This is a genomic window from Aliiglaciecola sp. LCG003, from assembly GCF_030316135.1.
Classification (GTDB): domain Bacteria; phylum Pseudomonadota; class Gammaproteobacteria; order Enterobacterales; family Alteromonadaceae; genus Aliiglaciecola.
This window is the reverse complement of the sequence record NZ_CP128185.1, coordinates 1,135,839-1,149,819: the sequence shown is the minus strand read 5'-3', so window position 1 is coordinate 1,149,819 and position 13,981 is coordinate 1,135,839. Positions and strand designations below refer to the sequence as shown.

The 13,981-nt window shown below is 40.9% G+C and carries 12 protein-coding genes; 4 read left to right on the top strand and 8 right to left on the bottom strand.

The window, feature by feature from the left end:
- Nucleotides 1-458: 458 nt before the first annotated feature.
- Nucleotides 459-902, bottom strand: coding sequence for a hypothetical protein (locus QR722_RS04780; RefSeq protein ID WP_286285757.1), 444 nt, complete (start codon nucleotides 900-902; stop codon nucleotides 459-461).
- A 459-nt stretch (nucleotides 903-1,361) separates the two neighbouring features.
- Between QR722_RS04780 and QR722_RS04775 the strand changes: the two genes are divergently transcribed.
- The 4 genes from QR722_RS04775 to QR722_RS04760 all read left to right on the top strand — a co-directional run bounded on the left by QR722_RS04775 (nucleotide 1,362) and on the right by QR722_RS04760 (nucleotide 4,426).
- Nucleotides 1,362-1,613: an HP1242/YdcH family protein gene (locus QR722_RS04775; protein ID WP_286285755.1), complete on the top strand. Its 252-nt coding sequence runs from the start codon at nucleotides 1,362-1,364 to the stop codon at nucleotides 1,611-1,613.
- A 34-nt stretch (nucleotides 1,614-1,647) separates the two neighbouring features.
- On the top strand, nucleotides 1,648-2,115 hold the full coding sequence (locus tag QR722_RS04770) for a hypothetical protein (protein WP_286285752.1): 468 nt from the start codon (nucleotides 1,648-1,650) through the stop codon (nucleotides 2,113-2,115).
- A gap of 333 nt (nucleotides 2,116-2,448) precedes the next feature.
- Nucleotides 2,449-3,219 carry a class II aldolase/adducin family protein gene (locus QR722_RS04765; protein WP_286285751.1) on the top strand — a complete coding sequence of 257 codons (771 nt, stop codon included), beginning with the start codon at nucleotides 2,449-2,451 and terminating at the stop codon, nucleotides 3,217-3,219.
- 31 nt (nucleotides 3,220-3,250) lie between these two features.
- Nucleotides 3,251-4,426: a mandelate racemase/muconate lactonizing enzyme family protein gene (locus QR722_RS04760; RefSeq protein WP_286285750.1), complete on the top strand. Its 1,176-nt coding sequence runs from the start codon at nucleotides 3,251-3,253 to the stop codon at nucleotides 4,424-4,426.
- 2 nt (nucleotides 4,427-4,428) lie between these two features.
- Here the strand turns inward: QR722_RS04760 and QR722_RS04755 are convergent, their stop codons facing one another.
- From QR722_RS04755 to QR722_RS04725, 7 genes are all read right to left on the bottom strand, one after another.
- On the bottom strand, nucleotides 4,429-5,310 hold the full coding sequence (locus tag QR722_RS04755; protein WP_286285749.1) for an amidohydrolase family protein: 882 nt from the start codon (nucleotides 5,308-5,310) through the stop codon (nucleotides 4,429-4,431).
- Between the two features lie 59 nt (nucleotides 5,311-5,369).
- Nucleotides 5,370-6,107: an SDR family NAD(P)-dependent oxidoreductase gene (locus QR722_RS04750; protein ID WP_286285748.1), complete on the bottom strand. Its 738-nt coding sequence runs from the start codon at nucleotides 6,105-6,107 to the stop codon at nucleotides 5,370-5,372.
- Between the two features lie 344 nt (nucleotides 6,108-6,451).
- Nucleotides 6,452-7,417, bottom strand: coding sequence for a transposase (locus QR722_RS04745; protein ID WP_286285746.1), 966 nt, complete (start codon nucleotides 7,415-7,417; stop codon nucleotides 6,452-6,454).
- Nucleotides 7,418-7,546: 129 nt separating this feature from the next.
- A complete protein-coding gene (locus tag QR722_RS04740; protein ID WP_286285744.1) occupies nucleotides 7,547-7,990 on the bottom strand; it encodes a hypothetical protein in 444 nt (147 codons plus the stop codon).
- 314 nt (nucleotides 7,991-8,304) lie between these two features.
- Nucleotides 8,305-9,798 (bottom strand): SLC13 family permease, encoded by a 1,494-nt coding sequence (locus tag QR722_RS04735; RefSeq protein ID WP_286285740.1) that lies wholly within the window; start codon nucleotides 9,796-9,798, stop codon nucleotides 8,305-8,307.
- A gap of 3 nt (nucleotides 9,799-9,801) precedes the next feature.
- Entirely contained in the window at nucleotides 9,802-10,701 is a 900-nt protein-coding gene (locus QR722_RS04730; RefSeq protein WP_286285739.1) for an alpha/beta fold hydrolase, read from the bottom strand.
- A gap of 64 nt (nucleotides 10,702-10,765) precedes the next feature.
- The gene (locus QR722_RS04725; RefSeq protein ID WP_286285737.1) at nucleotides 10,766-13,786 is read right to left on the bottom strand and encodes a TonB-dependent receptor domain-containing protein; all 3,021 of its coding nucleotides are present in this window, start codon (nucleotides 13,784-13,786) and stop codon (nucleotides 10,766-10,768) included.
- Nucleotides 13,787-13,981 lie beyond the last annotated feature (195 nt).

The window sequence follows — 13,981 nt, the reverse complement described above, 5'->3', positions numbered from 1 at the left end:
ATCAAAAAATAATTTAACCTTGAACAAATATAGCTGTTCATTAAATATCTGCATACTCAATATCTTCAGGCATTCGAGGTACGCGTCTACTAAGTTTATACAATATTTTCATTTTTGGAGTATTTTTACTCTACAGCAACTTTTTGATAATTATCAATTAAAGCCGGCTCCCTTTAAAAATAAGGTGTGAAAGTAAGGAAGTGCAAATACAAATAGCATGGACAGCCATAAAAAAATAAGGTGGACAGGCATCACTAACACTAGTATTTATGATTTTATAATCAACATGTAATTCCAGCTTTAAGCAAGGAAAATTGATTTTACACGGGAGAAAACAGCCCACGCCACCCTCAATTTTAACATTATCGAGTGTTAATTTGATTGGGAAATCTTAAAGAGGTCGAAAACTGTGCGACAGTCAACCTACTAAAATTATTAGTAGGTTGGTATCTGATTTATTAATTTGTTGTATCTGTCTGTTCAGAAGTTTTTGGGGTATCTACTGGTGTAACGGCCTCAGCACTTTGTTTTGTGTTGGTAGAGCAGTTTTTTCTACTAAATTGTGTATTTGCGGCTTCATATTTGCCTTTAAGCAAAGCATAGTCTGCTTGCAGAGCACCATCGCCACCTTCAAGAAATAACAATGCGGGCCAAAATAAAACTAATCCTATCCCCATTTGCATAGAATCGTTGGAAGCCTCTTTATCTACTTGACCAGTAATTGTATTTACTCTGGTAGAAATGTCCGTAATCTCTGCTTGAAGTGTAGGACAGTCGAGACTAGCGTATTCATTTGGTGATACATAAGTCGCAGGAATATCTTTTGATTTGCTTGCACACCCACTAATGGCTAAGGTTGAACAAAAGGCTAAAGCTATAAAATTATTTCTTTTTCTGAACATTATGAAGTGATTCCTTATATTACTTCTTCTTATTATTACTCTACCATGAGTAGAAAATTACAAAGTGGAGCATATTACATTAAAATTAGTGTTGCAAGCCCATGAATTATAGAGGTTTTAAGCGAACAGCGAATTGTGGAATAACATTTAAATAGGCCTTTTTAACCTTAAGAATATTGCTCACCATCCTTCACTCAATATGAAATAGCATGGACAGCCACCACAAATTCTATAAGTTTCCACTTCTTTGTGTTGCTGTAGATAATAAATGCAGGATGTAGTGGCACAGGAAGGTTTTCGAACCAAGTTTTAAATGCCCTTAAAGCAATGCATTAATTCTGCGACAATAATTGTTTGATACATCTTTCACGAAAAATATGATTTGGATCAATAAATCAATCCCTAAGAGCCGCATAATGTATTTTTAAAATAGTATTTGATAAATAAGGCTCATCTTCTATGCAATTGGAAAAACATACGTTACTCAAAGACTTTCCAGATCATCACCACACTATTCGCCACCTAAAAATGAACGATAATCATTTTGCTAAATTGTTTGACCAATATCATGAGTTAGATAGCGAAATACACCATTTAGAGGAAGAAAACGCGCCAGTGGCTGACGACTACTTAGAGTCACTCAAAAAGCGTCGTCTCAATTTGAAGGATCAATTGTTTAGCATGATCCAAAAAACCGAAAGTGAACTTTGATTTCAAGTAGTCAATTAATTAAGGATTCTGTTAGATGAAAATGCCAATGAGCAAAATACTATTAACCATTTGTTTTTTGCTAGTTGGCCTTTGCAGTATTGTGGGATGTAGCAACCAACTGTCGGAATCTATCCGCAAAGTGACTTACCCTCCTGAATTCAAGTACGTTGAACCTGCTGAACTGCGTTCAAATATGGCTAGACTTGCCCAGCAAATGCGTATTTTAGATAGCGCGCTAGCTCTGAATACTGAAGAACAATTGAACGGAGCAGAGCTGCAGCAAGAGCAAGTTATGACTGCATTGCATAATATCGAAAGAATCGCGTCTAAATTGCAAGCCGGCGATGCTGGAGCTAGTCACCCATTTTTACAGGATTTCATGCGAGATTTTGTTAGCAAAGTAGACGAAGCGCGGGTTGCAGCTTCTTTGCAAGAACCTCGTTTCTATTTCGCCGGAAAACTAGCGGGTGGCTGCGTCAATTGCCACAAAATAAATCGCTAATCTAGTTTATTCAAGTCTGCTAGGTTCGAGTTTAATGGCTACTATGTGGACTAACTAATGTGTGGACAGGCATTCCTAACCGCCAAATCATTTCAAGAATTATTGCGCGGACATCACAAACTGTTCCCTTCAGTGGAGCCTAGAGTACTTTAGAAGACCACAGATCTTGTTAGCTTAAGCAACTGAAGCGCTAGTTAAATTCCACAGCGTCATGCCTACTTTATGTTTCAGACCTTTCTTCAGCCAAATACTCTCAAAGGATAGATTTACCTGCTTGAAAGGCATGATATGATTAGATTTTTAAATATTCTGCGAGTATGAGGCAGCTCAAATATGTATGAAATACCACAGGTCGATTTACGACATATTGTGTCTAAAACAGAGTGGCAAACCCGCATAGAATTAGCCGCATGTTACAGGCTAATGGTGATCCATGGATGGGACGATCTAATTCATACCCACATCTCAGCGCGTATCCCCGGTACTGACGAGTTACTAATCAATGCATTTGGACTAGCCTTTGAAGAAGTGACAGCCTCAAATCTGGTAAAGATTGATGTTGAAGGGAACATCTTGGATCTCGATTGTCCTTTTGAAATAAACCCCGCCGGTTTCACAATTCATAGCGCAGTGCACAAGGCTAGGCATGACGAGCAATGTGCTTTGCACCTGCATCATACCGATGCCATTGCGGTGGCAAGTTGCCAGCAGGGACTTTTACCTTATAGCCAATATGCAGCATTTGCACTGGCTAGTATTAGCTACCATAGTTATGAAGGGTTGGCGGTTAACCATGATGAAATTAAACGCTTGCAAGACGATCTAGGTGATGCCAATTTTATGTTATTGCGCAATCATGGTGCGCTTACCATGGGCAAAACCATTGGCGATGCATTCATGCACATGTACGATTTAATTCGAGCGTGTGAAATTCAAGTCAAGCTGCTACATAGTACTGACCAGATTGTTCGAGTAGATCAATCTGTGATCGAGGGCATCAAGGGGCAAGCCAAAATTGTACATACAGGGTTAACCGGAGGGCAAAAGGCGTGGCCTGCGATGATGCGCAGAGTGAAACGCCAGCACCCAGATTTTGACCATTAATTTATGAACCTTTTTAGATAAGTTGCAAATAATGAAAATAACTCACGTAGAGATCTTCGATATTCATTGCCCTGAACGTCCACCTTGGAACCCGATTTTCGTGCGTATCCATACTGATGAAGGCATCCATGGTGTCGGCGAGGCGGGATTAGCCTACGATTGGGGACACAGTGCGGCTGCGGCCATGATCAAAGAAATCGCAGAAGCCGTATTAATAGGTTTTGACCCGTTCAAAACTGAATTATTGTGGTCAAGAATGTTACGGGAGAGTTTTTGGGGACTAGGTGGAGGCCCCGTTCTTTATTCTGCGATGAGTGCGATTGATACCGCATTGTGGGATATTAAAGGAAAAGCTCTAAATGTCCCGGTCTACCAACTGTTAGGCGGAAAAACTAACGATAATTTGCGTACCTATGCGAGCCAACTTCAGTTTGATTGGAGCCAAGATTGCGTAAAAATGCTGACGCCTGCGGACTACGCCAGAGCGGCTGCCAAAGCGATGGCCGAAGGATATGACGCCGTTAAAGTTGACCCTATAGTGTACGATGAAAATGGTGATTCAAGTTTTGATCGCACCAAGCTATTTACTCCAAAACAAATGAAGCTTTTTGGCGATAGGTTACGTGCTATTCGCACCGAAGTCGGCGATGAAGTAGATATTATTTTCGAAGCTCACTCACTTATGGGCTGTGCATCTGCAATTCAAATGGGCAAGATCGTTGAAGAAGTGGGCTGCATGATGTTTGAAGAGCCCGTCAATTACCTAAACTCTGCTGTACATAAAAAAGTTGCAGAAAACGTAAATGTACCTATCGCAGGGGGTGAGCGACTTTATCATAGATGGGACGTGCGCCCCTATTTTGAAGATCAGTCTATCGATGTCCTGCAGCCAGACGTGGGTTTGTGTGGTGGTTTTACCGAAGCAAAAAAAGTCTGCGACTATGCAGATGTGTATGACATTCGTATTCAAGCACACGTGTGTGGAGGCCCTGTTGCAACAGCGGCTGCTTTGCAACTAGAAGCTGCTATTCCCAATTTTTTGATCCATGAACACCACACCTACGCTATCAAATATTGGAATCGGGAGCTGTGCATTCAAGATTATCAGCCTGAGAATGGCATATTTAAAGTACCTGACCTACCTGGCATTGGTATTGAGCTAAACGATGAAATAATTAAGCGCTCACCTCATCTAACTGTGAAATAAACTCAGTGAGTATTGAATTTATAAAGCTTAAATGCATTGTCGTGACAAACCACTTTTGGTGAAAGACCAACATGTTGGGCAACTTGAATCACGGTTGTCCAATATGTTTGGTAATCCATTGTTAATAGGCATAAAGGAAAGTTACTTGCGAACATTACACGTGACTGTCCATAGACCGATTTAAGAAAAGTAAGCGGCTGTATTAAGTGGTTTTGGGTGTAGTTAGCATTAGTCATTTCCCATCCTGAACATTTGACATGAGCATTGGTGCCCTCAGCTAATCGCCTCATTGCATTCTGCCAAAGCGAATATTCGCTAGCCTGCGTTAAATTTTCAGCTTGAATAGGTGCAAAGCCAGCATGATTTAATACGAGTTTGATATCAGAATAAAAGGCAAATACTTTAATTACTTTTTCAATTGTGGTTGGACTAAACACTGTAATTTGTAGTTCGAAATTACATTTTAGACGATTTAAATCAGCTAGGTTTTTCTTTGCATTTCGATGTGACAATATGTCAATTGTCTGCTCATTGAATATGTGCCGGAAGCCCACACAACTGTCGTACTGTAACTGTTCTTTTAGACTGTGTTTAAAGTCATTAGAAGAAAGGGTAAGGTCTAAACTACCAATGGTTCTCACAGGCAGTGTGCGTCGCTGTTCGATATTAGCAATCTCTAACCAAGGTTTGGGGTTATTAAAGCCGGCTTCAATATGAACATACCCGACCAGGGACAAGGGTGATTTAACTATCAATGACGAGTCACAGAAGCTTTGACTAATATTAGCCTTATCTTGCCAAAATTGAGTTTTTAGCCAAGTGTATTCACCTTTTTCCAAATCAAATAAATGGATATGAGGATCGATGATATCAAGATGCTGCATTGATTAACTGTATCCCTTTCCTTTCATTATTTTTATCAATATTAATTGAGTCATTTTGACTATTGCGTAGTATATCCACCGTCAATACTTTGAAGGCTGCCTGTAATGAAACTAGCTTCTTGACTTGCCAAAAACCATGCAAAAGCGGCTACCTCCTCAGGTTGGCCGATACGATTGAGCGGCTGCAAAGCAGCTTCCTCTTGATGCGTTATAATAGTGTCAGCTCCAGACTGCTGACAATAATTATCAATAGCTTGGTGATACAGCGGTGTTTCAATTGTGCCTGGACACAATGCATTGGCTCTGACGTTAAACTTTGCGTAATCCAGTGCGGTCGTTTTTGCCATAGAAGCTAGTGCATGCTTTGACAAGTTGTATGCAAATGAATTGGGTTTGCCGATGATGGCTTGATCAGAAGCAATATAGATGATTACTCCATTTTTTGCAGCCTTCATACTCGGTAAAACGGCGCGGGTAACTGAATAAGCTCCTTTGACATTCAAATTGAATAAATCCAAAAGATCTTGTTCGCTGGTCTGTTCAATATTCGCTGAAACATGTTTACCAGCATTTGAAATGAGCACGTCTATAGTCTGTGCGCTGCATATATCTAAGAGCACTTTAGTAACTGAGCCATGATCGGTAACATCGCACTTTATATTTTTGAGATTATGGCTATTGCTATCGACATCTTTTATATCAAGATTAAAGACCTGATAGCCCCCCGCCAAAAATTTATTAACGATGGCCAACCCGATACCAGAAGAGCCCCCAGTAATGACTAGAGTTTTATTCATTTTTATTGAGTACGTTTTTTAAATGTGCTGAGATTATGCGGAAAATATTCAAATTATACTAGTACGTCCGTAATTGATCGCAATAGCACGCAATAGCATGGACCAATAGCATGGACAGGCATCGCTAAATCGCAATAGCATGGACAGGCATCGCTAAATTACAAGTAACGCAAATAATATAGACATGCATCGTTATATTATTATATTTAAGAAGGGAACGTGCTCCACTTAGCCGCTACTTGTTGCGTTCAGCTTTGGGGATGATGGACGCAAATAATCGCCAATTAGTATTGAAATATCTTTATTGATTGCGAGCGACCTACTGGCCGTGATTTAACTGATAATTAAGCTATGCGTTTAGGTGCATTGATCCGCATACGATGAGTGTTAATTTTGAATCTTTCCAGCGAGTCTCTTTGACCTGCTGCGATACTAAAAGTGGCTTCAAACCATTGGCTATAGGTTAGCCACTCTTTAGGATTCATATTTAGTTGCTTAAAAATAGGAACAAGTTTAAGGGGGATTAAAGACTGCACAATTGATTGCTGGTATTGAGCTGTCGCTCTTAACAGTTTAATGTACTCAGACAGCTCAATATGTATACCGTCCTTTAGGTTTGGTTGTAGGCTTTTGGTAAAGGGTTTTAAGCCTTTGGTATGTCTGCCATTCTTCAAATCCTGGATTCTAACCTTAATACTGGTATGAGCTGAAGTTTCAAGTGTTTTGGAAATATTGGCGCGTATCGGATTCAAATCTACATATACCATACATGCAGCTAGCGCTTCTTCATCGAGCAAGGCTTGCGATTTAAATCGCCCTTCCCAAAAATGTCCCGTGCAATCATCTTCCAAATTAGCCCTTCGTGCTATAGGTTCATTGAGCTCCCGCATGAACCAACTTACATCAAACAAGCGTTGCCTGTAAGTTTTGATGGCAGACGTTATTGACCTGAGTTCTACATCATTTAAATTTTGTGGATTATCTATGAACTCTTGTGCTAACAATGTGATTTTATGTATTTTCTGCCATTGCAATAATACATCTATGTCATTTAGAGCCAGGGCCTTTTCTTTATTGACACATAGAACTACATGAGTGTGATTACTCATTACAGCGAAAGCATATAGGTCTATACAAAAGACAGTAGACAAAAACAACAGTCTGTCTTCAACCCACTGCCTTCGATGCTCAAATGTTTTGCCGCTAAATTTATCTTTTCCACAAAGAAAAGCACGGCGCACACACTGGGAGACACAATGATAATAAGGGGTTTCAGCTAAACAAATTAATCGTTTCCTGGGTAAAGGCATGCCAAAAATCCATTTGCGCGATATTTAATCAATATTCTAGCGGTTAAAGGGATCGTTACCAGCAAATTAGGTCTAGTATTAAGTACAGTTTTCATTGTTCTTTAAGCGACAACCAAAACGATTACTAGTTTAAATAAAATTACAGTTTTCTATAAACTTATTTAATTCGGCTTGATCCAGCAAAAATCCTTTACTCATAAGCCACAGTCGCGCGGGTTCTACCTCATCAAAAAACTCATGTAGCAAATTAGCCGCACTATAAGCCTCACTTAATTGATGCTTAATAGTGTTTCGAATGTCAGTTTTTCTAATGACAATACTAAGGGCTTCGAGGCCCTTTTCTTTGCGTATTTTAGTATGTTTGTCAAAGAGCTTATAAGCTGATGGGGGCATGATACTTTCACCAACTAAGTAGCTGAATTGTGCCCATGGTCTATTCTGGTCGATACTACTAATGATCTGTCCTAGCTCCTTAGCTCCCATGTAGAGTGTTTCGTCATTCCATGGTCCACGGCCCATAAATAACACTACTTGGCCTATGCGACCAACTGCATAATCACCATGCTGCTGCAAGTTTGGTTCCTTAAGATTTAATTTCTTTCAGTTACGTAACGTAATACACGCCCAAGCGAATTTTAATTTGAGTTAATCTGCCACTAAAATATAGCAACCATTTTCAGTGAATAAAACCTCTATTATTGGTAATTAATTTCGGACTGAAGGAGGTGCGAACCGAGTACGGCTATGCAACAGGTAAAGCGTTTGATGATTATTTAAACTCCACCATCGTTTTCAATTACATTAAATGGAAAGTGGTCCTAAAAGACTGCTAAAAATATACGACGTATGTATATTTTTAGCAGTGGCTGTCCATGCTAAAACGTAGATTACATGCCCTTAAATACTAGTGGAGCGATAAATACCGACACTAGCGTAACCAATCCAATGCATAATATATTTAAAATGAATCCTGCTTTTGCCATTTGCGGGATGCTAATGTAGCCAGATGAAAAGACGATAGCATTTGGGGGCGTTGCAACTGGTAGCATAAAAGCACAACTCGCCGCCAAGGTTACGGGCACGACCAAACTCATTGGAGAGCCGCCCATCTCTAGAGCGATCACAGCAACAACCGGCAAAAACGTAGCGGCCGTGGCCAAATTACTGGTTAGTTCAGTTAAAAATATGACTAATGCAGTAGCACTTAACACTAGCACAACCATGCCAAACACATTTAAGCTGACTAAGCTTTCTCCAAGCCACTGGGCTAAACCAGAAGAAGATACAGCGGCTGCCAGGCTCAACCCACCGCCGAACAACAGTAAAATGCCCCAAGGTATATCCTTCATATCAGGCCAATCCATTAGTGCAGTCTGCTTTGTTGTTCCAGATGGAATAACGAACAGACTCACCGCCGCAAATATTGCAATACCGGCATCTGATAAGCCATCGACTTCGAACCATTTTGCAATCAAAGGTCTGGTCATCCAAAAAAATGCAGTCAGCGCGAACACAATGCCCACGCGCCATTCTGCAGAACTAACTTGACCAAGATTTTTTCGCTGCTGAATCAAGCGTAGTTTGGCTTCTTGGGGTGTTTTAAAACTCACTGGATAAACCCATCGGGTCAATGACAACCAAGCGACCGGCAAAAGCACTACCGTCAACGGAATACCAACCAACATCCATTTTGCAAAATCGATTTGCATGCCGTAAGTTTCGTTCATGAAAGCCGCTAAAAATGCATTAGGTGGTGTTCCGACTAAGGTGGCCATTCCCCCAATCGTGGCTGCATAGGCTATGCCCAACAACAATGAAAGCTGAAAATTACGTTTCTCCTGGTCAGAAATATATTGCTCACCAGAATCAAGGGTCGACACAATTGACAGCGCTATGGGCAAAAGCATCATAGTGGTGGATGTGTTCGTCATCCACATACTCAAAATTGCACTGACTAGCATAAAACCCAATATAATCGAGCGTGCGCCCATACCGACAAAACTCAAGATGAAATAAGCAATACGGCGATGCAATCCAGATTTTTGAACCGCTGCAGCCAAAATAAAGCCACCTAGAAATAGATAGATAGTAGGGTTTGCATAAGGGGCAGCAGCTTCTTTTAAGGATAAAATCCCTAGGGGCTCAAACAACACCAAAGGGATGAGTGAAGTGGCGGGAACAGGCACCGCCTCTGTTGACCACCAAACAGCCATCCAAATTCCGACAGCCGCGGTTAGCCATCCAACTTTTGCCAGATCCATAGGCGTGGGGATTAAAATAAAAAGTACAAAAAGAATTGGTCCTAACAATAGCCCTACATTTTGGTAGGTTTCGCGCCCATTTTTATTGTCGATAGGAGGTAATGCAGAGTTAGCAGACACGATTTATAATTCCTTAATCAACTGAGGGAAAAGATACTTAAAAGCATGAGGTACAATTTTAGTACTGTTATGACCTACATCTTGGACAATCTCCAGCTTCCATGTTGGCTTAATATTCTTTTGAGCCGCTGTATTTATTGCTGCTGAATAGAAACTCAGCCCTCGAGAAAATACACTCAATCCTTGCTCCCGGGCTCTTTGGCTGTTACTCAATGGTTTTGTTCTTGGGCCAATATCCTGATCTGCTAACATGAAGATTAAGGGTGTTTGTAACCAGTCCTCCACATTTTTGCTGTTAAAAGTGCTGGATTTTAGTCCAAACGGAAATGTTATTTGTTCATCGGGGAACGTGAAAAAGGCAGCATTTGCCGACACTGCGCGGCTCACGGGGGCATTAGGTCTGGTTAACATATATAAATGAACAAACCCTCCACCTGCAGAATGCCCATACAAGGCGAAGGTTTTTTGTTGGGAGTGAAACGCTTCAACAAAATCATTGAAAACCAACTCAGGCACCGAAAAAAACTGTCTATTCTCACCTTGTTTGCGACCTGTATGATCAAATATGCCCCCCATATTGTATTCATACTCCGACTGACAGGTTTTCAAGCTGCAGCCTATCGCCAATACAATGAAGTTGTGCTTAAGGGCCAATTGATGCCATTGATCTCGGTAGTTATCTGCGTTTCTTTTAGCGCCAGGTACAACCAATAGTATAGGTGTGTCGGCATTGGCAGTTGGAGGAACCGTAAAATTGACTGATACCTTACCGCCATCCCATTTAGAAAATATATATTTTCCTTTTACATTATCTTGCCATGGCAGGTTTTTTTCAGTCGCTGAAACTAAATTAGACATAGCAGCCAAAAAGACCATCGCCACCAGAAAACTAAACTTATACATAGAAAATCTCTTGTTTATTTTGATGGGCAACCCTAAGGATTACCCATCAAATTATTAGTGGTTGTTAAAAGCTTGCGCGGACATCTAGGTATGCATAACGTCCATAATCTTGATGTGCATCATTGAAAAATCCAAATGATTCAGCCGCCAACGGAGCGCGCTTATCGGTAAGATTCTTCACACCTATCCTGAAGCGTGTATTTACATCATTAATATCAGTCCGATAATCAACAGTAGCATCAAACGTGGTCATAGCTGGTATAACATAGCGAGTACCATCGTCCAGCGTCAGCACGCTTTGATAAAAACTACCAATCCGATAGCCAGCTAAAGACGCACCAAACTCTTCTCCGCGCCACGTCATACGCAAGCTATGCTTCTGTTTTTGATTGCCGTCGCGACCGACTAAATCTGCGAAACCGTTAACTGGATAACTAGTAGGGATCAAACCGTCGCTTTGTGCATCAACAAGTGTCGAAGCTACACCACCAGCCTGTTGTTCAAACTTATCTAAAAATGACCCATTATAGTCAATTTTAAAGCGGCCTAAGTCGGTAGAGATGTCGTAGTAGATACCAAGATCATGGCCTGAAACGGTACGCTTATCCAAGTTTGCGTATTGATCATTAATGTAATTGATATTACCTGCAGGACAAATACCTGCATTTTGATAATAGCTAGCTTCATCCTCATCAGCTTCAATACGGGTAATGGCTGGATTAAATTGTGCTCCTTCACAATTGGCAGTACCTTGCTCAATACGGTTAAGCAAATCTAGTAAAGTGTGATTTTCTTCTCCAAATAAGCCAATCGTGTTTTCTTTTTTAATCGACCAATAATCTAGCGTAATAGCCAGACCATCTAAAGGCTCGAAAACAATACCGATAGAGGTGTTGTCAGATTTTTCAGGCTCTAATTCGTCGCTACCTTGTGCTATACGCTGAAGCGAATAATTACAATCCAACACATCTTGGCCTGGATCTCCGCCATATTCAGCGGCATATAAGCAGGCGTAGTCAGTTCGAGTTTGAGTACGAGCGACAATTTCTTCATTTATGGTAACAAGATTCGGCGCTCTAAAAGCTTGTGACCATGAGCCTCTTAACAATAACGGCTCGACAGGCCGCCAACCGAAGGCAAACTTACCAACTGTGGTGTCTCCCACATCTGAGAAATCTTCATAACGCAAAGCCACTTGCACATCTAAAGAATCCAATACGGGTATTTGTAACTCGGCAAATAGTGACGATACATCCCGTTTACCAGAATTATCTGGCGTCGGACTAGAATTCACCACGTCTGACACAAATGGATAGGTATCGCCCTCGGCATCGGTAAATTGAATAGTGCCATCCAAACGTGGATCACGATCATCGACAAATGATTCTTGTCGATATTCATATCCCGCCACGAAGCCAACGTAGCCTGCAGGAAGCTCGTATAAACCGCTATTTGAAAACTTCACATCGAAGGTTTTTAGCTCAGTTTCACTGATGCGCGATACACTAATTTGAGCACGCTCTATATTTGAATTTACACCCGCGCTGAATGGATTGTATGCGGCTTCGGTAGTATCATTAAGGGCCTCTTGCATTAGCAAGTTTGACACTCGATTATGAGTCACGTCTTGCTTTTTATCCTTCGACCATGAAATCGCTGTTTCCCAATCCCAATCGCCATAATAACCTCGTAAGCCCTGCAGGAGACGGAATGTTTTGCCATCGTTATCCACCTGTCGTGGTACCTCTGCAAAACGATAATTGTCGATCTGCAACGCTAAACCTTCGCAAGGTACATCATCTCCAATGACCTCATCGGGTAGACGATTAACTGAGCCACAAGGTCCAAATGGGTTGTAATAGTTGTCTGCGGCAACAACCAATTTGGAGGACGAGAAGGATGTTGTCGGATGTCGTGTAAGGTTAGTATCTGACTTATAGCCCATCATCTCAGTAAAGGCTTCCCAGCCGTTGTCGAATGTATGGTTGATATTAATAAATACATTGGCGCGGCTTAGTTCAGAAGCCAAGTCACGATTTTGATTTACATTGAAGCGAATAGTGCCTTGGCCATCTTCAGCTGCACATAAACCATTACCTAGCTCCCATGAACAACGAGAATCACCTGATGGATAAGTTTCAAATTCTCCAGCATTATCAACTATATCGTTAGCACGCAAGCTGTGACCTGAAGAAAGTCGTTCAACAACATCGAACTGACCATACAATGAATTAGCACTGGTATTATCAAACTCAGAATGCCCGTACCAAGGAGAGTCAGTTGACAATCGTTCGGTAAAATCAGAGTTACCCCAGCGAGGATCATCCTGAGAATTAACCCTATCACGTTGATAATAATTAAATATTACGCCAACGTTAGTATTTCCACCATTGAAATCCTTCCCCCAGTGCATCGACAGAGTTTGGTCGTCTCTGGGAAGGTTTTCGTATTCTTGCCACTTCACACGAATATCAAAGCCAGTGAAGTCGTTAGGAGTAACCGTATTCACTACACCCGCAACAGCATCTGCACCATAAATAGCTGACGCACCATCACGTAAGACTTCGACCCGTTTAGCACCATAGATTGGGATAGTTTGTGAATTTACTGTGTTAACAGGCACAAAACTGCCGCCGACTTCTTCGGTTTGAAAACCGGCTGAATTGACCATTCGTCTGCCATTAAGAAGCACTAAGGTGTTACCTGTTCCAATATTACGCAAGTTAAATGCGCCTACATCGCCGCGGGCAGCGTTGACTCCCCCACTGATATTGCCTGCCTCATTAAAAAAGTTTTGACCATTTTCTGGGATAAGACGCAATAATTCTTCACCCGAATCTACCCCCATAATGTCAATATCTTCACCATCAAGTTGAGACATTGCTAATGCCTCGCTGATTTCGGCACCTTTTATCTGAGAGCCTAAAACCGATATTTTTTCTAAATTTCCCGAGTTATTTTGTTGATTTTGGTTATTCGACTGGGCGATGCTTGGGAGTGAAAAAGAACTTGCTAATACGAAGCAACATAGGGATTTGGGCAAAGTGTATTTATTTCTAATCCCATGGGTTATCAAATTTATCATTGTTTTATACCTTTGGTATTCAGTGTGTCCTGTTAGCTGGAACTGTTAGTGTTAATGAAACCAAGAAAATCATCTTTCAAAAACTTTTTAACAGCTATCACATAACTGCAACAACTTTGCCACAATTCAAAAAATCAAATTTATCTAAAACAATCAATATGTTATAGCAAAATCTAAAATTGATATGATTCTTTT

What these genes read in the sequence shown, in the direction of transcription:
- QR722_RS04770 (WP_286285752.1), top strand. Translation starts at nt 1,648, where the DNA reads ATGAAAATGCCAATGAGCAAAATACTATTAACCATTTGTTTTTTGCTA.
- QR722_RS04750 (WP_286285748.1), bottom strand. Translation starts at nt 6,107, where the DNA reads ATGAATAAAACTCTAGTCATTACTGGGGGCTCTTCTGGTATCGGGTTG.
- QR722_RS04755 (WP_286285749.1), bottom strand. Translation starts at nt 5,310, where the DNA reads ATGCAGCATCTTGATATCATCGATCCTCATATCCATTTATTTGATTTG.
- QR722_RS04745 (WP_286285746.1), bottom strand. Translation starts at nt 7,417, where the DNA reads ATGCCTTTACCCAGGAAACGATTAATTTGTTTAGCTGAAACCCCTTAT.
- QR722_RS04780 (WP_286285757.1), bottom strand. Translation starts at nt 902, where the DNA reads ATGTTCAGAAAAAGAAATAATTTTATAGCTTTAGCCTTTTGTTCAACC.
- QR722_RS04775 (WP_286285755.1), top strand. Translation starts at nt 1,362, where the DNA reads ATGCAATTGGAAAAACATACGTTACTCAAAGACTTTCCAGATCATCAC.
- QR722_RS04760 (WP_286285750.1), top strand. Translation starts at nt 3,251, where the DNA reads ATGAAAATAACTCACGTAGAGATCTTCGATATTCATTGCCCTGAACGT.
- QR722_RS04730 (WP_286285739.1), bottom strand. Translation starts at nt 10,701, where the DNA reads ATGTATAAGTTTAGTTTTCTGGTGGCGATGGTCTTTTTGGCTGCTATG.
- QR722_RS04765 (WP_286285751.1), top strand. Translation starts at nt 2,449, where the DNA reads ATGTATGAAATACCACAGGTCGATTTACGACATATTGTGTCTAAAACA.
- QR722_RS04725 (WP_286285737.1), bottom strand. Translation starts at nt 13,786, where the DNA reads ATGATAAATTTGATAACCCATGGGATTAGAAATAAATACACTTTGCCC.